At 74.0% G+C, this 16,409-nt stretch carries 17 protein-coding genes and 1 pseudogene; 10 read left to right on the top strand and 8 right to left on the bottom strand.

Features of this window, described 5'->3' with window-relative positions:
* Positions 1-5: 5 nt before the first annotated feature.
* Together fxsT and IE332_RS22835 are read right to left on the bottom strand one after the other, a co-directional pair.
* Positions 6-3,719, bottom strand: coding sequence for an FxSxx-COOH system tetratricopeptide repeat protein (gene fxsT, locus IE332_RS22840; RefSeq protein WP_189919530.1), 3,714 nt, complete (start codon positions 3,717-3,719; stop codon positions 6-8).
* A gap of 44 nt (positions 3,720-3,763) precedes the next feature.
* Entirely contained in the window at positions 3,764-4,312 is a 549-nt protein-coding gene (locus IE332_RS22835) for a hypothetical protein (protein WP_229928833.1), read from the bottom strand.
* Between the two features lie 217 nt (positions 4,313-4,529).
* Here IE332_RS22835 and IE332_RS22830 point away from each other — a divergent pair, with 217 nt between their 5' ends.
* Positions 4,530-4,757 carry a hypothetical protein gene (locus IE332_RS22830; RefSeq protein ID WP_189919528.1) on the top strand — a complete coding sequence of 76 codons (228 nt, stop codon included), beginning with the start codon at positions 4,530-4,532 and terminating at the stop codon, positions 4,755-4,757.
* A gap of 10 nt (positions 4,758-4,767) precedes the next feature.
* Here IE332_RS22830 and IE332_RS22825 read toward each other — a convergent pair whose 3' ends face one another.
* The gene (locus IE332_RS22825; RefSeq protein ID WP_189919526.1) at positions 4,768-5,154 is read right to left on the bottom strand and encodes a hypothetical protein; all 387 of its coding nucleotides are present in this window, start codon (positions 5,152-5,154) and stop codon (positions 4,768-4,770) included.
* A 411-nt stretch (positions 5,155-5,565) separates the two neighbouring features.
* Here IE332_RS22825 and IE332_RS41945 point away from each other — a divergent pair, with 411 nt between their 5' ends.
* Positions 5,566-5,700, top strand: a complete 135-nt coding sequence (locus IE332_RS41945; protein WP_268256598.1) for a hypothetical protein — start codon at positions 5,566-5,568, stop codon at positions 5,698-5,700.
* 43 nt (positions 5,701-5,743) lie between these two features.
* Here the strand turns inward: IE332_RS41945 and IE332_RS22820 are convergent, their stop codons facing one another.
* A complete protein-coding gene (locus IE332_RS22820; RefSeq protein WP_189919524.1) occupies positions 5,744-5,902 on the bottom strand; it encodes a hypothetical protein in 159 nt (52 codons plus the stop codon).
* A gap of 1,214 nt (positions 5,903-7,116) precedes the next feature.
* On the opposite strand from IE332_RS22820, the gene IE332_RS22815 reads away from it, so the two are divergent.
* From IE332_RS22815 to IE332_RS22805, 3 genes are all read left to right on the top strand, one after another.
* Positions 7,117-7,698: an HAD domain-containing protein gene (locus IE332_RS22815; protein WP_189919758.1), complete on the top strand. Its 582-nt coding sequence runs from the start codon at positions 7,117-7,119 to the stop codon at positions 7,696-7,698.
* Positions 7,699-7,773: 75 nt separating this feature from the next.
* Positions 7,774-8,190, top strand: a complete 417-nt coding sequence (locus IE332_RS22810; protein ID WP_189919521.1) for a hypothetical protein — start codon at positions 7,774-7,776, stop codon at positions 8,188-8,190.
* Between the two features lie 34 nt (positions 8,191-8,224).
* A complete protein-coding gene (locus tag IE332_RS22805; RefSeq protein ID WP_229928831.1) occupies positions 8,225-8,740 on the top strand; it encodes a P-loop nucleotide/nucleoside kinase family protein in 516 nt (171 codons plus the stop codon).
* A gap of 47 nt (positions 8,741-8,787) precedes the next feature.
* Here the strand turns inward: IE332_RS22805 and IE332_RS22800 are convergent, their stop codons facing one another.
* Both IE332_RS22800 and IE332_RS22795 read right to left on the bottom strand, forming a co-directional pair.
* A complete protein-coding gene (locus tag IE332_RS22800; protein WP_189919519.1) occupies positions 8,788-9,687 on the bottom strand; it encodes a PhzF family phenazine biosynthesis protein in 900 nt (299 codons plus the stop codon).
* Between the two features lie 64 nt (positions 9,688-9,751).
* Positions 9,752-10,102 (bottom strand): annotated as a pseudogene (locus IE332_RS22795) (ArsR/SmtB family transcription factor); the annotation flags it as partial.
* A 174-nt stretch (positions 10,103-10,276) separates the two neighbouring features.
* Here IE332_RS22795 and IE332_RS22790 point away from each other — a divergent pair.
* From IE332_RS22790 to IE332_RS22770, 5 genes are all read left to right on the top strand, one after another.
* A complete protein-coding gene (locus IE332_RS22790) occupies positions 10,277-11,578 on the top strand; it encodes an MFS transporter (protein WP_189919517.1) in 1,302 nt (433 codons plus the stop codon).
* A gap of 76 nt (positions 11,579-11,654) precedes the next feature.
* A complete protein-coding gene (locus IE332_RS22785) occupies positions 11,655-12,221 on the top strand; it encodes a hypothetical protein (protein WP_308437596.1) in 567 nt (188 codons plus the stop codon).
* 179 nt (positions 12,222-12,400) lie between these two features.
* Positions 12,401-13,204, top strand: a complete 804-nt coding sequence (locus IE332_RS22780; protein ID WP_189919512.1) for an MBL fold metallo-hydrolase — start codon at positions 12,401-12,403, stop codon at positions 13,202-13,204.
* A gap of 7 nt (positions 13,205-13,211) precedes the next feature.
* The gene (locus IE332_RS22775; RefSeq protein ID WP_189919511.1) at positions 13,212-13,643 is read left to right on the top strand and encodes a nuclear transport factor 2 family protein; all 432 of its coding nucleotides are present in this window, start codon (positions 13,212-13,214) and stop codon (positions 13,641-13,643) included.
* A gap of 150 nt (positions 13,644-13,793) precedes the next feature.
* Positions 13,794-15,059, top strand: coding sequence for an NAD(P)/FAD-dependent oxidoreductase (locus IE332_RS22770; RefSeq protein ID WP_189919509.1), 1,266 nt, complete (start codon positions 13,794-13,796; stop codon positions 15,057-15,059).
* A 20-nt stretch (positions 15,060-15,079) separates the two neighbouring features.
* Here IE332_RS22770 and IE332_RS22765 read toward each other — a convergent pair whose 3' ends face one another.
* Entirely contained in the window at positions 15,080-16,069 is a 990-nt protein-coding gene (locus IE332_RS22765; protein WP_373313800.1) for a right-handed parallel beta-helix repeat-containing protein, read from the bottom strand.
* A 206-nt stretch (positions 16,070-16,275) separates the two neighbouring features.
* Positions 16,276-16,395 (bottom strand): ALQxL family class IV lanthipeptide, encoded by a 120-nt coding sequence (locus IE332_RS42420; protein ID WP_373313806.1) that lies wholly within the window; start codon positions 16,393-16,395, stop codon positions 16,276-16,278.
* Between the last annotated feature and the right edge of the window lie 14 nt (positions 16,396-16,409).

Raw genomic sequence — 16,409 nt, 5'->3', positions numbered from 1 at the left:
CCGGATCACACCGGTTGGGTCTCCAGGTCCCGGTCGACGGCCCGCCAGTCGCGGGCGTGCCGGGTGTCGGGGTGGTCCTCGCCCAGTCGGCGGACGAGGCCGGCGAGGGCCTCGTGGTGGAGGCCGGCCGCCTCCTCCGGACGGTCGAGGGCGCGCAGGGTGCGGGCGAGGTTGACGGCGCAGACGAGGGTGTCCGGGTGCTGCTCGCCGTAGTGGTCGCGCAGGTCGTCGAGGGCTCGCCGCTGCAGGGGCAGGGCGGCGGCGGGCCGGCCGGTGTCGGCGTGGGCGTTGGCCAGGTTGATGGTGGCCTTGAGGGTGAACGGGTGCTGCGGGCCCAGTCGTTCGCGCAGTGCCGCGGCGACCGCCGTACCGTGGGCGACGGCCGCCTCGGGGTCACCGGCGGCGCGCAGGTAGAGGGCGAGGTTGGCGGCGCAGGCGAGGGTGAAGGGGTGGTCGGCGCCGAACAGGCGCCGGTGCACGGCGTGGATGCGGGCGGTGAGCTCCCTGGCCCGGTCGTGGTCGCCGGCGGCGCTGTGGTCGGCGGCCAGGTTGATCGCGCAGATCAGGGCGTCCGGGGCGTCCTCGCCGTAGCGTTCCACGAATCGCCGGTAGGTGGCGACGTTGATCTCCCGGGCCTCGTCCAGCCGGCCCGCCCGGCGGAGGGAGACGGCCATCGAGGTGGCGTTGCGCAGGATCTCCGGGAGGTCGGGATCGAGGACGGTGTCGAGGTCGGCGGCGACCTCGGCCAACAGCCTGATCGAGGACGGGAATTCACCGAGGTCGCGGAGGTCGCGGGCGAGGCAGAACTTCGTGGTGAGGGTGTACGGGTGGCGCGGGCCGATCACCTCGATGCGCCGCTCCAGGGTTTCCCGGTCCAGGTCGCGGGCGGCCCGGCTGTCCCCGACCAGCCGGTGGTCGATGGCCAGGTTGTGGCCCATCGCCAGCGTGCGCGGGTTGTCGGCACCGAACAGCGTCCGGGAGCGGGCGTAGGTGTCCAGGTCGAGGGCGAGCGCGACCTGGAAGCGGCCGAGCACCCGGTGGTCGGCGCCCAGCGAACCCGCGGTCGTCAGGGTGTGCGGGTGGCGTTCGCCGAGGACGGCCCGCTGCCGCTCCAGCACGGACTCGTCCAGGGCGTGCGCGTCGCGGTAACGCCCTTGGGAGCGCAGGACGTTGGCACGCTGGAAGCGGAGCAGCAGGGTCTGCGGGTCGTCCGCGCCGAGCTTCGCCGTCCAGAGCGGGACGAGGGAGTCACAGAGGGAGTCGGCGCGCTGCAGTTCGCCGCGCTTCCACAGGTAGCGCACCCGGTCGACGAGCAGCTCCCGGGGGCGGGGCTCCTCGCAGTCGTACGTGGTACAGGCCCCCAGGTGGGGCCAGATGTCGTCGAAGGCGGGCCAGTTGGCGGGGTCGTCGATGCCCCCGCGGACGGGCCGCGCCTCGGCCAGGACCAGGTGGACCTCGTGCGCGGCCGCGCGCCGCTCCTCCTCGGTCAGCTCGGAACGGACCACGGCCTGCACGAGCCGGTGGAGTTGGACCGTGCGCCGGCCCGTGTCCACCCGGGCGAGCGAGTACCGGCCGATCGCGCGGATCGCCTCGGCGAGCACCAGCGGCCCCGCCGGCCGCCGGTCGTGCCGAGCGAGCGCGCTGATCATCGGCTCGCTGTAGAGGAGCCGCATCGCGATCGGCTCCGCGGCGAAGAACGCGCACAGCTGCAACAGCCGGGCCGCCGCCGGGGCCTGGGCGCGCAGCCGCGCCGTCGAGACGTTCCACGCGGCGGCCAGCGAGGCCGGGTAGTCCGCCGGCCGGCCCATCGAGAGCACCTGGACGGTGGCGCCGCGCAGGTGCGCCAGGTAGGTGTCGACGGGCATCGCGGTGGTCTCCAGCCAGGCCGCGGCGACCTCGACCGCCAGCGGGAGGTCGCCGAGCTCGTCGGCCACCGCGTCGGCCTCCGGCCCGGTCAGTCCCGGGACGCGGCGGCACAGGTGCTCGGTGCTCTCCTGCCGGGTGAAGACGTCCACGGCGAGGGCCTCGGCCACCCGGCTCCACTCCGGGTTGCGGGAGGTCACCAGGACGTGGCCGGTACCACCGGGCAGGAACGGCAGGATGTCGGCGGGCTTCTCCGCGTTGTCGAAGACCAGCAGCCAGCGGGCCGCCGGGGTACCGCGCCGCAGCGCGGCGAGCGCGGCGGCGGCGGCCTCCGCGACCGAGTCCCCGACCTGGAGGCCCAGTTCGCGCGCCATGTCGGCGAACGCCGGGCCGATCAGTTCCGGCTGCTCGGCGTCGATCCACCAGACCAGGTCGTACTGCGCCTTGAACCGGTGCGCGTACTCCAGCGCGATCTGGGTCTTGCCGATCCCGCCGAGGCCGTACAGGGTCTGCGAGCTGGGCAGCACCGCCGCCGGCCCGGCTCCCAGCCGCCGGTGCAGGTGCTCCAGGACCGCGCCCCGGCCGGTGAACGACGGGTGCCGGGGCGGCGTCTTGAAGTGGGCTGGGCCTGCACCGGGGTACCGCAGACCGGTGAGGTCGGGCACGCGCGGCGCACCGCCCACCGCGGCGAGCAGCGCGCCCGCGGCCTGGGAGGCCGACAGGCCGGTCAGGGTGACGGTCGGGCCTTGCGGTGGCGGGCCCGGTTCGTACGGGGCCGGCGCCGGCGCGCCGTCGAGGCGAACCGTCACCAGGGCGGGCTCGGCCCCGGCTTCGTCCCCGCCCCTGCCCCCGGCGCGGGCCCCGTCACCGTCCTCGCCCCTGGGCAGCGGGGCGCGCGGGCGGGCCGACGGGAGCAGCACGATCGTGCGGTCCGGGGCGTGGTCGCGCCTCGGGCCGACCCCCGCCCTGGTCAGGACGGCCTCGATCCACCGCGCCCAGACCTCGTCCTCCGGGGCGTACCGGAGCGCGAAGCCCGTCCCGAGCGGCACACCGCACAGCGGGCAGTCCACCGGGCGGCGCAGCCGTACGGTGCCGCGGCGCAGGCCGTGCGGGTACGGTGCCGGCCCGGTGCTCGCGGCGATCAGCCGGTCGGCGGCGGCGGACAGCTCGGCCGGTCGGCCCCCGGCCTCGTCGGCGAGGGCGGCCAATTCACGCTCGGGGGCTCCGAGTTCATGGACGGCGAGCCGGTCGGCCAGATAGCCGAGGGCCTCCCAGTCGGCGAATCCGCGCACCGGGACCAGCCTGCGTCGCAGGGCACGCAGTCGGGGGTCGGTGCTCCGCGTGGTCACCACCAGGGCGGCCCCGGGGGCCGGGTCCGGCCACAGGCCGTCGAGTTCCTCGTACCCGGCCAGTCCGTCGAGGACCAGCAGCCAGCGGCGGTCCGTGGTGTTCAGCCAGGCGAGCAGCCCCTGCGCGCCGGACGCCCAGGCCGCGGCCGCGGCGGCCGGCCCGAGACGTGCGGCCGCCCGGGCGTAGCCGTCCAGGACGGTGGTGCGGCTCGACGCGTCGACCCACAGCACCAGGTCCACGGCGCCGGTCCGCAGCGCCACGTGGGCGCGGTGGGCGGCGGCCTGGGTCTTGCCGGTGCCCGCCGGGCCGCTCAGGACCACGGCACCACCCGCCTCCAGGGCGCCGTCCAGGAACGGGCGGTGGCGGTAGCAGTCCACGGTCCCGGGCACGGCCCCCAGCTGCAGCGGCCAGACGGGGGCCGCGTCCGCCGCACCGTGGACGTGCACGTCGCGCACGCTGGCGGCCACCACACCACCGGAGTTGACGAGGTCGTTGCGGCTGTGCACGCCGGCCTGCGGGCCGCTGGTGCCCTGGGCGACTCCGGGGACGGTCAGCGCGGGCCCGTCCCCGGCGGGGTAGGGCGGTCGGCGCCGCCGACGGTGACCGGGCCGGTGAAGTCGCGTCCGATCACGCCGCCCCGGTTGCTGACGTCCCCGCCGGCGGTCACCCCGCTGTTGTCGGCCCGGACCCCGACCGCAGCGTCTCCCGGGGACGTCGCGAGTTCCACCAGCGTACGCAGTCGCTCCGCCGCCTGCGCCTGTTCGGCCGGGGCCAGCCCCTCCAGGAAGTCCTCCAGCCGGGTCTGCCAGGACGCCTCCTGCCGCCCGGCCACCGCGGCCCGCTCCTGCGGCGCGGCCGCCTCCAGGGTCTCCCTGGTCCGGTCGAGGCGTTCCCGCACGGCCTGCTCGTCCTCCGCCCGCCCCCGCCCCAGCAGCCGGGCGGCCTGCTCCCGGACGGCTGCCCACCCGTCCGTGGCGGCGGCCTGGACGATCCCGGCGCCCCCGGCCGCGGCCAGCGCGCTCAACGCCTCCACCAGCATTCCCGGCAACTCCCCCACCATGGACGACAACGACGACGCGACGAACTGACGTACATTCAACTCCATTGGTTCCTGGGAAAGAAGAGCCGGACAGTGCACCGTCGCCGACCTCCCGGCGAGGAGGGGGAGCCGGGCCCTCCAGGCGGTCAGCGGCGGATCGTCGCCCGCTCCGCAGGGCCGTGGGCACGGAGCCGGCGGCTTGTGGGCTGCTCGTCTTGCTCGTCGACGGGCCACTGTGCGGCAGCCGTCATAAGACGCCTCCTGATGGGAGTCCACCGTGGATCGCCGCAAGACCCGGGCTTCCGGCCCTTCGGACGAGTCCCTGCGCATCGCGCGGACGATCGTCTGCTACGAGGCGTGCCCGGACTCCGAGGTCCCGCACGCCGTCGCCCGCGGCCTGTGGGCCCACGACATGAACTCGCCCTTCGCGGCCGGTGAGCACGTCTCCGTGAACGCGGCCCGGCCGATGGAGGAGCGCGCCTGCAGGGAGGCAGCCCAGCCGTAGGAGGCAACCGTCAGCTCTCCTCCGCGTCCGGCCCCCTCAAGCCTCCTCGCAGTTCCTCCTGCCGAAGGCGCAGTTCCTCCTGCTTGGTTCTCTCCCGCTCCTGCTCGGTTTTCTGCTCGCTCTCGAATCGGCGGGTATCGGCGTCGATCTGCGCCAGCCGGAGCCTTGTCTCGCGCTCCTTCGCATCTGCTTCTTTCCGAGCCTCGATCTTTGCCAGCCCGAGCCTGCCCGCAGTTTCGAGTGCGGCAGCTCCCAGGGCCACAACCCCCTCGACAATCCTGGTGACGATCGGTGAAGAGTCGCCGTCACGCGGGATCAGCACTGTCTCGGGAGTCGCACGCGGGCCCTTCGTCGCGCGAGCGGGGGCGGTATTGGGCCGCGTTGGTCCGATCGACATGCCGTCAGCATAGAGTTCCCAACTCCCGGCCGCCGTCATCCTGTTAAGACCAGCTCCAGGAGGTGGCCGTCCTGACCGTCACCTACGAGCCGGTTCGCACGATCCCGGACGATGTCCCTCGCCCGCGGCGCACGCTCGCGGGCGAGCTGCTGCACTGGTCGGCCCACACGTTCCGGCCGGACTGGAAGTACACACCGGAGCAGTGCCGCATCCTGGCCCGCTGGTATGAGCTGCGTGAGGACGCCGTACCGGAGGACCCGAACGACCCCGAGACATGGGGGATGTCGCGTGAGTTCGGGGGCGGCTCGCTGGCGGACTGGCGCACCCCTACTACGGCAATGCCTAGTGAACAGCGCGCTTCAGCAGCACTTCGCGGTGAACAACCTCCGTGGAGCTTCCGAGCTTCTCAACGTGGCGGTTCGAACTCACCGCCTCCCAGCCCTGCGGAAGCCGCTGCTGGGTGCCGGCGGTCTGACCCCGCACTCCGAGCCCGACCGGCGCAAGGGCCTCGCCGAGAAGCTGCGCCAGCGCCGCTACAGCCTCTGACCGAAGGCCCGGGTGGGCGTGCGGGGTCAGGCATCACCCGCCGTCACTCCGAGGTGGTGTCCGCCCCGTCCAGCGCGTCAGCAAGCTTCGCCTCCTGCTCCTTGGAGATGTCGGAGGGGTCCTGGAGCGGCTTGACGATGGTGTGCGTGATGACCTGCCCGGTGATCTGCTTGGTCTCCAGCCTCTGCTGACCCTGCGCCATGTCCTGTCTCCTTCTTCCGTGTCCGATGGGTTTGCTCTCCGGCATGGTCCCATCCGCGGGCAACCGTTGTCACGGGACGATAACGAGACAGTGATGTGCCCGTGTCGACTTGAAACGATCACCCGAGTGCGGGGCCTTCTTCAGGTACACCGCTCGATCGCAAGCCGCAGAAGCTGTCCTCGGAAGTAGGCGTCCGATGTGTCCCAGAGCTGTCAGACAGCGCTCGGGGTCGGTCAGCACCGAGATGTCGCCCATCGGCTGGGCCACCGCCTCCTCCGCCAGCTTGATCTGTCCTCGGGCTTCGGACTCCTTCTGGCTCTCCTTCGGTTGAGAGAGGGCCACCCAGCCCTCCGCAACGGCCAGCATGGTGGGATCCAACGGGTCCGTGGTGGTCAGCTTCCTGTGCCATTCCTCCCCAAGGACCCGCTCCACCGTGCCCCGCGTCCCGGACTCCGGGACGGGACAGTCCGTCAGGCCGAGGTTGAGCCGGGAACAACGGAACGACTGCCCAGGTTCCCCCGGCGCTCAAAGCCCGACGCGATCCGCCGGTGCCTGTCGAAGGTCGCTTGCGGGATCCCTGCCACTCCCTTGGCGACCACCCGCACCGGCTTGCCCTTCCCGTTCGGGCGGGGTTGGGCGGCGATCATCCGGAAACCCTGATGATGGAGCAGAACCTGGCCACGGTCCTCGGACAGCAGGCAACCTCACCGAGGCCGTCCTGTGGTTCCACGACGTGGTGCGACGTCCCGAGCGTTCAGTGGGTCCCGGGTATTCGGACACCGCGATCGCACGTGCGAACCTCGGTGAGGCCCTGTTCCTCGCAGCGCAGCCGGCCGAGAGCGCCGGACAGTTCGGGGACGTTGCGGACACCTTGGCGCGGATCCATGGTGAGAACCACGATTCGGTGTGGTCCGCGCGTTGCCGACGCGCCGAGTTGCTGTGGGCCGCAGGGCGGGCAGCGCTGCGCGCGGAGTGCGCTCGAGGCCCTGCTGGACCGGACCGTGAAGGTACGGCCGGACGGGGACTGGCGCATCACCTGGCTACGGCAGGCATCGGCCGCGATCGAGGCGGCTACCGGAGGTCACGGGCCGGGCCCGGAACGTCGGCGGGTGCGGCGCTCTTCTCCGGCGCACGCCGATGGCTGGGGCCGTGGGAAATCCGGTGGGCGCGGGTGGGTGGGGCCGGTAGCGTGCGGGGACGATCTTGGGGGGTGCCTGGTGCGGCCGGTGTTGCTGGTGGATGTGGACGGGCCGCTGAACCCGGATGCGGCGAAGCCGTACCGGCGGCCTGCGGGGTACGAGACGCACCGGCTGATGACTCCGCGCTGGGAGGCGGCGGAGCGGCGGCGGTTGCGGGCCTGGGGGCTTCCGAACAAGCGGCCGAAGCCGTTGCGGGTCTGGCTCAACCCGGCGCACGGGGCGGCGCTCGCGGCGTTGCCGTTCGATCTGGTGTGGGCGACGACCTGGGAGGAGGACGCGAACGAGTTCCTGGCGCCGATTCTGGGGTTGCCCCCGCTGCCGGTGATCGCGTGGTCCGATCCGCGGCCGGAGCCCGGGGGCGGGGTGTTCTGGAAGACGCCGGAGGTCGTGGCGTGGGCGCGGGGCCGGCCGTTCGCCTGGGTCGACGATCTGATCACGGACGCGGACCGCGCCTGGGTGGAGGAGCGTCACCGGGGGCCGGCGCTTCTGCACCGGGTCGATCCGAAGGTCGGGCTGACGGCGGAGGACTTCGCGGCGCTGGCCGACTGGGCCCGGTCGACGGGTGCGGCCGAGGGCGGTGGCGGCGAGCGGCCGTGAGGGGTGGGCGGGACCCGGTTAGGCTGAAGCCGCACGTCAAGGGCCGTGCAGGGCGGCCGGGGAGGGTTCTGGGCGGTGGAGAAGATGGGCGAGCTGGACGAACTGCGGGCACGGCTGGCGGCGTTGGAGGCGGAGGTCGGCCGGCTGCGGGAGGAGTCCGGGGTGGCGCGGGCCGGGCGGAAGCCCGCGCGGGCGAAGCGCACCCAGGTGCCGACGACCGAGACCGCGCCAGCGCCGGCGCCCACGCCCGTACCCACGAAGGAGGCCGTCCGCGTGGAGCGGGTCGAGCCGGGCAGGTCGGCGTCCTCGATGACCGGTATCGCCGACGCCGTCGGGGTCATGGTCTCCGGTCTCTCCGATCTCTCCGACCGGGCGGAGCAGCGGACCCGGGTGCTGCGGACGGACACCCCGGCGCCGGAGAGCGAGAGCCGCACGCTCGTCCGGCACGGCCGGTTCCTGGAACACCTCCTGGAGGGCCGGGAGGACGGGTAGGTGCCGCGTTGGGCCCGGCGCTAGCCTGCGGGGTGTGACGGAGCGATCGAGCGGCACGGTGGTGCTGATGTGCGGGCTGCCCGGGGCGGGCAAAACCACGTACGCCTTGGGGCTGGTTCGGCGCGGCTACGTGCGGCTGTCGATCGACGAGGCGGTCTGGCGGCGGCTCGGGGGGCGGGACGCCGGGGTGGTGCTGTCGGAGGCCGCGTTCGACCGGCTGAAGGACGAGGTGCGTGCCGAACAGCGCCTGGAACTGGTCGAGTTGATGCGGTCCGGGCGGAACGTGGTGGTGGACTACAGCTTCTGGAGCCGGGCGGCCAGGGACGACTACAAGGCGCTGGTGGAGAGCCACGGTTGCCGGTGGGAACTGGTCCACCTGAAGGCCGACCGGGCGACGCTGGAGCGCCGGCTCGCCGTCCGCAACGGGCGGGAGGGCGCCAACGCCGTCACGGTCGGCGAGGAGCTGTTCGGCCGCTACCTGGCCCAGTTCGAGGAGCCGCGGGGCGAGGGCGAGCGGGTCCTGCCGCAGGGCGAGGGCGTCGTGCCGTAGGGCGAGGGCGTCCTGCCACGGCCCTCGCCCTGGCGGCGGCCCCGGGTTCACCCGATCGCGACCGCCGTGCCGGAGACGCGCACCCGCGCGTCCTCCGCCCGCAGTTCGACCCGCAGCACGCCGGGGCGGCCCAGGTCCTCGCCCTGGTGCAGCGTCAGCACCGTCGGGGCCGCCACGGCGCCCAGCTCCCGCAGGTACGCGCCGAAGGCGGCTGCGGCGGCGCCGGTGGCCGGGTCCTCGACCACGCCGCCGACGGGGAACGGGTCGCGGACGTGGAAGACCTCGGGGGCCTCGCGCCAGACGAGCTGGAGGGTGGTCAGGTCGCGGGCGCGCATGAAGTCCGCCAGGCCGTCGAAGTCGTAGTCGAGGCGGGCCAGCCGCTCGCGGGTGCCGACGGCGAGGACGAGGTGCCGGGCACCGGCGTAGCCGATGCGGGGCGGCAGGGCCGGGTCCAGGTCGGCGGCGGACCAGCGGAGCAGGTCGAGCGCCTGCACGACGTCCGTCTCGGGGACGGACTCCACCTTGGGCTCGACACTGGTGAGGGTGGCCCGCAGCAGCCCGTCGGCGCCGCGCTCGACCTCGACCGGGACGTCCCCGGCCGCGGTCGCGAAGACGTACCGGCCGGGGGCGGTGTGCTCGGCGAGGGCGACGGCGGAGGCGACCGTCGCGTGCCCGCAGAACGGGACCTCGGCGAGCGGGCTGAAGTACCGTACCCGGTAGGCGCCTTCGGCCGGCCCGGCGGTCAGGAACGCGGTCTCGGAGTAGCCGACCTCGGCGGCGACGGCGAGCATCTGCCGGTCGGTCAGGCCGGTGGCGTCGAGCACCACGCCGGCCGGGTTGCCGCCCTCGGGGCGGGTGGCGAAGGCGGCGTAGCGCAGCACCTCAGCGGAGGCCGAGGTGGAGGCCGAGGGCGAGGGCGAGGCGGTGGCGTTGGCGTCGTCGGTCATGCCCGGACGAACGCGTTCCGCCCGCCTCCTGTTCCCGGCACCCCCTGCGGCCCCTGGCGCCCCGTCACCGCAGCACCGCCTCCAGGAAGTCCGAGCCGAGCCGGGCGCTGCCCGCCAGGTCGAGCTGGTGGAGCATGTACCGCCCGCGCCGCCGCGTCGTCAGCAGCCCGGCCTTGCGCAGCACGGCCGGGTGGCGGGAGACCTCGGGTGTGCCGAGCTGCCAGGCGGAGGCGAGTTCGCCGGTGGTGTGCGGGCCGCGGGCCGTGGTGCGGGCGAGGCGCAGCCGGACGGGGTGGGCGAGGGCTTCCAGGCGTTGCTGGACGACGGCGAGCGAGACGGGCTCGGGCAGGCCGGCCTCGGCGACCGGGTACTGGAGGACGGGCCGCCAGCCGGCCGCGTACACGACCAGGAGGTGGTTCGGCGAGCGGGGAGGGCGTGAAGAGCAGCCGCTCGTCGGGCAGGCCGGTGATGTCGATGGTCACACTCACGGGCGAGATCCTGTCATCCGCTCCGCCGGCGCCCGCGACCGATTGACGGGAACCGTCAATCCGCGTGCCGGGCGGCCCGGTCCGGGCGGACGGTACCGGCCATGAGCCTGATCAAGGAGAAGTCCGACCACGACGTCGCCGCCGGCCGAACCGGTCACACCGGCCGAACCGGTCACACCGGTCGCACCGACCGCACCGGCCGGGGCGGTCCGTCCGCGCTGCTGGGCCTGCTGACCGCGGCCGGCGGGCCCCGGTACGCCGTCGCACTGGCGGTGGACGCGGTGGGCGGCGGCATGCTGGGGCCGTTCCTGCTGCTGTACGGGGTCGCGATGCTGCACCTGGGGGCGGGGGCGGTGGGGCTGGCGCTGTCGGCGGGGATGGTCGCGGGTCTGCTGGTGGTGCCGCTGACCGGCCGTTGGATCGACCGTGGCGCCCGCACCCTGCCCGCGGCCGTCACCCTGCTGCTGCGGGCGGCGGGTTCGCTGGCCCTGCTGTCCGCGGACGGCCTGGCGGGGTTCACGGCGGCGGCGGTGCTGTTCGGGGTGGGCAGCCAGTCCTGGCCGGCCACGCACGCCGCCGTGGTGAGCACGCTCACCGAGGGACGGCTGCGGGACGCGGCGCTCGCCGCCGGACGGGCGGTGCGCAACGCGGGCCTGGGCCTGGGCGCGCTGCTCGCCACGGTGGCGGTGAGCGGCGGCGCGGGGGCGATCCGGCTGCTGGCCGGGGTGACCGGCGCGGCCTGCCTGGTCGCGGCGGCGCTGGTGGGCTCGCTGCGGGTGCGGGCCACGCCGCAGGCGCCGCCGGAGTCCGCCCACGAGAACCCCCGGGAGCAGCGGGCGCCGCTGCGCCGGATCACCCTGCTGAGCTTCGCCAACCTGCCGTACGCGTTCTGCTTCGACGTGCTGGAGGTGGCGCTCCCCGCGCTGCTGGTGCTGCGGCTGCACGCGTCCCCGGCCTGGTCGTCGGGCCTGTTCGTCGGCAACACGGTGCTGGTGATGGGCCTGCAGCTGGCGCTGGTGCTGCGGTTGGCGGACCGTCCGCGGCGGGTCGTGCTGGCGGCCTCGGGGGCGCTGCTGGCGGTCTCGTACCTGGGGTTCTGGGGGTCCGGCGCGCTGGGCGGCACGCCGGGGACGGTGGGCATCGTGGTGGTCTCGGTGCTGTACACGCTGGGCGAGATCCTCTACACGGGCTCGGGTACGGCGCTGGTGGCGGCGATCGCCCCGGCGCACCTGCTCGGGCGGGCGCTGGCGCGCTGGGAGCTGTCGACGGGCGTGGGACGGGCGGCCGCGCCGGCCGTGCTGACGGCGCTGCTCGCCGCCGGTCCCGGCGCGCTGTGGGTGCCGCTCGCCGCGGCCACCGCGCTGGGGGCGCTGGCGGTGCTGCGGCTGGGGCCGCCGCGGTAGGCACGGACGCGGGCCGCGGGCGCCGGTCGCAAGAAGCCCGACGCACCGCCTGCGGCCGGGTGGGATGATCGTCCTCATGGCCCTGACCCCGTACCAGCAGCACCTCCGCGACCGGATCCTGGCCGCCCCGGTGACCGCCCCGCCGGAGCCGTGGCGGCCGGTCGGCCGGGGGATGATCGCGGTCGGCGGGCTGCTCGGCATCGGCTTCGCCGTGCACCCGGAGAGCGGGCACGACCTGGTGCTGACCGTGTCGAGCAGTGGCCACGGCCTGTTCGACGCGGTGACGGGCCTCAAGCTGGCGCGCGACCACGATCCGGAGGAGGACCCGCACGGGCCGGACCTCTGCTGCCCGGGCCTCGGCCAGGTCACGGACGTACGGATCCCGGTGGCCGGCCTGTGGGGCGGCGGCCTGCACACCGGTGCCGACGGCGGCTGGCACGTCGAGGTCGCCGCCCCGGAGTGGCCGCACCACCGGGTGCTGCTCGCGACCGGCCGGGGGCCGTGGCAGGGCGAGCACGGCGAGACCTGGTGGCAGCTCTTCGACTCCAGTTGGTCCACCCTGCGCGCCGCGGGCTTCTCCCCCACCGGCCGGACCCTCGCGGTGGCGACCAGCAGCGACCTCACGCTCTGGACCCGCGCGTAGCGCGCCCCTCCTCCGGCTGCGCCCGGGCTCCGGATGCGCCCGGGACGCCCAGCGCCGATCCTGGCGGCGTGGCGTGCCCGGCCCGAGGAAGGAATCCAGAACGTGAGCGAGCGAAGTGAGCGAACCATCGAGAGGTGCGTGTTGCGCGAAGCGCCCGCCGAACGAAGTGAGGTGGGCGCATGAGTGCTCTCGACTTCGAGATCGTCGACGGCCCCGACAGCTCGCTCAACAAGACCTCCGTCCTGGTCACCGGCCCGCAGGACGCCCTGCTGGTGGACGCCGGGTTCACCCGCTCCGACGGCCGCCGTCTGGTCGAGCGGATCAAGGAGAGCGGCAAGCGGCTGACCACCGTGTTCGTCAGCCACGGCGACCCGGACTTCTACTTCGGCGCCCAGGAGGTCCAGGACGCCTTCCCGCAGGCCCGGTTCCTGGCCACCGCCTCGACCGTCGAGCACATCCAGGAGACGTACGAGGCCAAGCTGCGCGCCTGGTCCCACCTGGGCCCGGAGCTGCCGACCCGGCTGGTGCGGCCCGAGGTGCTGGCGGGGGACGAGATCGTCTTCGAGGGCCACCGGTTCGAGGTGCGCGGCGCCGACTTCCACCTGCCGGACCGGCACTACCTGTGGCAGCACCACCACCGGGCCGTGCTCGGCGGGGTGCTGCTCTTCGAGGGCCTGCACGTGTGGACGGCGGACACCCCGGCCCCCGCCCAACGGGCCGCCTGGATCGACCTGCTGGACGGCATCGAGGCGCTCCACCCGGCCTGGGTGGCGGCCGGCCACCGGGTCGCGGGGGCGCCGACCGACCTGAACGCCGTCGACCACACCCGCGCCTACCTGCGCGCCTTCGAGACGGAGATCGGCCGGGCCGCGGACGCGGCGGCCGCCAAGGAGGCGCTGGAGCGGCGTTTCCCGGACCTGGGGCTGCGGATCGCGGTGGACATCGGCACCAAGGTCGTCATGGGCGAGATGGCGTGGGGGTGAGCGGACGATGATCGAGATCCCCAGGGACGTGGCCGGCTTCGCCGAGTCCACCGCGCCCGCCGACGTGGTCCGCCGCCAGTACCTGGCCTCCGCCCGGGGCGATCTGGCCGCGCTGCGCGCCACCCTCGCCGAGGACGTCGAGTGGACGGAGATGGCCGGCTTCCCGCTGGCCGGCACCTACCGCACCCCGAAGGGCGTCACCTCCCACGTGATGGAGCGGCTGGCCGCCGACTGGGACGACTGGACGGCCCACGACGACACGTACGTGGTGGACGGCGAGGAGGTGGTGGTCCTGGCCCGCTACACGGCCGTCCACAAGGCCACCGGAAAGCCGCTCGCGGTCCGCGTCGCCCACCACTTCACGGTGCGCGGCGGCCGGATCGTCCGCTTCGAGCAGTTCACCGACACCGCGCTGGTCAGGGATGCCATGACCCCGTGAACACCGGCCCGGCGGGCGGCACTCCCCCTCGGCCCCTCGTTCACCCGTATGGGCGAGCGTGGCGCGGCGCGCCCGGCACGGCCTCGACACGCCACCCGGGCGGCGGCAGGCTGACCCCTGATCCACGGCCGGAGAACGAGGAGTTGAGCCATGGCGGGCACGGACAGCGGCACCACCGGAGCGGACGGCGGGCGGGACCGCCCGATCGTGATCGTCGGGGCCTCGCTGGGCGGCGCGAAGGCGGCCGAGGCGCTGCGCGAGGCCGGGTACCGGGGCGGCATCGTCCTGATCGGCGACGAGCACGAGCGCCCGTACGAGCGGCCGCCGCTGTCCAAGGGCTACCTGCTGGGCAAGACGCCCCGGGAGAAGATCCACGTCCACCCGCCGCAGTGGTACGCCGAGCACGACGTCACGCTGCGGCTGGGCACGGCGGTGGAGTCGATCGACCCGGCCGGGCACACCGTGACGCTCACCGACGACGGCCGGGTCGCGTACGCCAAGCTGCTGCTGACCACCGGCTCGGTGCCGCGCCGCCTGCCAGTGCCGGGCGCGGACCAGGACGGCGTGCTCTACCTGCGCCGGGTCGAGGACAGCGACCGGATCAAGGCGGTGCTGCGGCCGGGCGCCCGGATCGCGGTCGTCGGCGCCGGCTGGATCGGCCTGGAGGTGGCGGCCGCGGCCCGCACGGCGGGCGCCGAGGTGACGGTGCTGGAGACGCTCGAACTGCCGCTGCTGCGGGTGCTCGGCCGGGAGGTCGCCCAGGTCTTCGCCGACCTGCACCGGGAGCACGGCGTCGACCTGCGCTTCGGCGTCAAGGTGGCCGAACTGACCGGCGACGGCGGCACGGTGACCGGGGTGAGGCTCGCCGACGGGACGACGGTCGCGGCGGACGCGGTCGTCGTCGGCATCGGCATCGCCCCCGCCACCGGACTCGCCGAGGCGGCCGGGCTGGAGATCGACAACGGCGTCAAGACCGACCGCCACCTGCGCACCTCGGACCCGGACGTCTACGCCGCCGGCGACGTCGCCAACGCCTACCACCCGCTGTTCGAGCGGCACATCCGGGTCGAGCACTGGGCCAACGCCGTCAACCAGCCGCAGACCGCCGCCCGGGCGATGCTCGGGCAGCCGGACGCGGTGTACGACCGCGTCCCGTACTTCTTCACCGACCAGTACGACCTCGGCGCCGAGTACGTCGGCTACGTCGAGCCGGACGGCTACGACCGGGTGGTGTTCCGCGGCGACCCGGCCGGCCGGGAGTTCATCGCGTTCTGGCTCTCCGGCGGCCGGGTGCTCGCGGGGATGAACGTCAACGTCTGGGACGTCACCGACCCGATCCGCGAACTGGTGCGCTCGAAGCGGGTGGTGGACACCAAGGCGCTGGCCGACCCGGGCGTACCGCTCGGCGAGCTGTAGCGCTCCGACAGGTCTCGTGCTCAGCCCACCGGGACGCCGGGGTTCACCAGACCCCGGCCCCCGGTGACGGTGTTGCCCGCGCCGATCGTCACCTTGCACGTCCCGGCGTCGTAGTCGGTCACGTCGATCGCGTACCGGTCCGCCCCGGTGGCGCCGGTGAGGTCGGCCCGGTTGCCCCGGAAGACGGTGCCGCAGCCCCAGCCCGGCTGGACGCTGTGGGTCTGGAAGCCGTCGTCGGTGGTGCGCTTGCCGGTGTTGTTCTCGATGACGTAGCCGTTGCCCTTCACGTCGACCCAGGAGTCGTCGTAGTTGCGGCCGGTGAGGCCGTCGCCGTCGAAGGAGTTGCCGGAGACCAGGCCGCCGGTGGTGCCCTCCTTGAGGTCGACGTTCTCCGCGCCGATGTTCGGGCCGAAGGTGTTGCCGACGATCTGCACGTAGTCGCTGCGGTCGGAGAGGGTGTTGGCGGTGCCGACGTAGACGCCCTCGCCGAGGCCGTCCCGGTTCAGTCCGGTGTCGTGGATGCGGGAGCCGCGCAGCGTGCCGTGGGCGCTGGAGTTGCGGAAGTGCACGCCCTCCATGGTGGTGTGGTGGACCGTCACGTCCTCCAGCACCACGTAGTCCGCGGCATCCGCCATGATGCCCTTCTGCGCACCGGTCACGGTCAGGCCCCGGACCGTCCAGTAGCTCGCGCCGTTCAGGTGGAGGCCGTAGCCGCCGCCGGTCGGGGTGGTGAGCACGGCTTTCGACGAGCCGGTGAGGGTGATCCGGGCGGCGGCGGTGCCGGGCACGGTGGCCTTGAAGCTGCCGGAGTAGGTGCCGTCGGCGAGCTGGATGGTCTGGCCGGGCGCGGCGGCCGCGAGCGCCGCCTGGAGCTGCTTGGCGGTGCTGACCTTGACGACGGTCCCGGTCGGGGCCGGGACCGGGGCCGCCGTGGCAGCGGGGGCTGCTCCGAGGGCGAGGACGGAGGCGAGGACGAGAGGAAGCTTCAGACTCAGGGACTTCAGGCTCACGGACGGCGCTCCTTGGTCGAGGCGTGGTCGAGAGTGGCAGGAACATGCCCTCGATCACAGTGGACTGGACCATTCCGGAGCGTCAAGAGCGCCAGGTGCCGGTCGAAGGGTCGCGAGCGCCGACGGTCGGCCGACGCCTTCACGATCGGCGCGGGTCGCCGAAGCGGATCTCGGCCACCCGCGCCGTCGTGGGGCGTCGGTCGGGCTTACATGTCGTCGACGCTCCAGTTACCGCACACGAAGATGCTGAACGGGAAACAGATGTAGCCCGTGGCGGCCTGCTCCTCGCTGTCCAGCAGCTGCAGGGCGTTGACGTCGTCGGTCATGGCATGTCCTTTCG

It is taken from the genome of Kitasatospora xanthocidica, from assembly GCF_014656195.1.
GTDB lineage: Bacteria > Actinomycetota > Actinomycetes > Streptomycetales > Streptomycetaceae > Kitasatospora > Kitasatospora xanthocidica.
Note: the sequence above shows the minus strand (reverse complement) of the source record. Positions and strands in the feature narration are given on the sequence as shown.